This is a genomic window from Arthrobacter sp. PsM3, assembly GCF_030433895.1.
Classification (GTDB): domain Bacteria; phylum Actinomycetota; class Actinomycetes; order Actinomycetales; family Micrococcaceae; genus Arthrobacter.
Window position 1 is genome coordinate 1 of record NZ_JARUXE010000134.1, and the last position, 411, is coordinate 411.

Genomic DNA, 411 nt, shown 5'->3' on the forward strand with positions numbered 1-411 from the left:
GCGGAACCGTCCCACATGTGGGAGTTGAAGAGCGGGTTGCGGCCGGCCTTGACCTCGGCCTCGGAGGCTGCCAGCAGCGGCAGGACGAAGCCCTCGAGCTTGTCCTTGGGGCAGTGGTCCGTGTGCAGGGCGACGTTGACGCCGTAGTTCCTGGCGACTTCGCGGGCAAACGCGGCGAACCCGAGCGAGCCGGCAACCATGTCCTTGGTGGAGGCGCCGGACCAGTAAGCGGCACCGCCCGTGGAGACCTGGACAATACCGTCGGATTCGGCTTCGGCGAAGCCGCGCAGGGCCGCGTTAAGGGTCTGGGAGGACGTGACGTTAACGGCGGGGAACGCGAAGCCACCCGTCTTAGCGCGGTCGATCATCTCGGAGTAGATCTCTGGGGTTGCAATGGGCATGCTGACTCCT

Annotated in this window: 1 protein-coding gene; it reads right to left on the minus strand. The window is 65.9% G+C overall.

Annotated elements, in window-relative coordinates:
• Positions 1-401: class II fructose-bisphosphate aldolase (locus tag QCD75_RS21925; protein WP_301231633.1), on the minus strand; the 401-nt coding region annotated here is incomplete at its 3' end.
• Positions 402-411 lie beyond the last annotated feature (10 nt).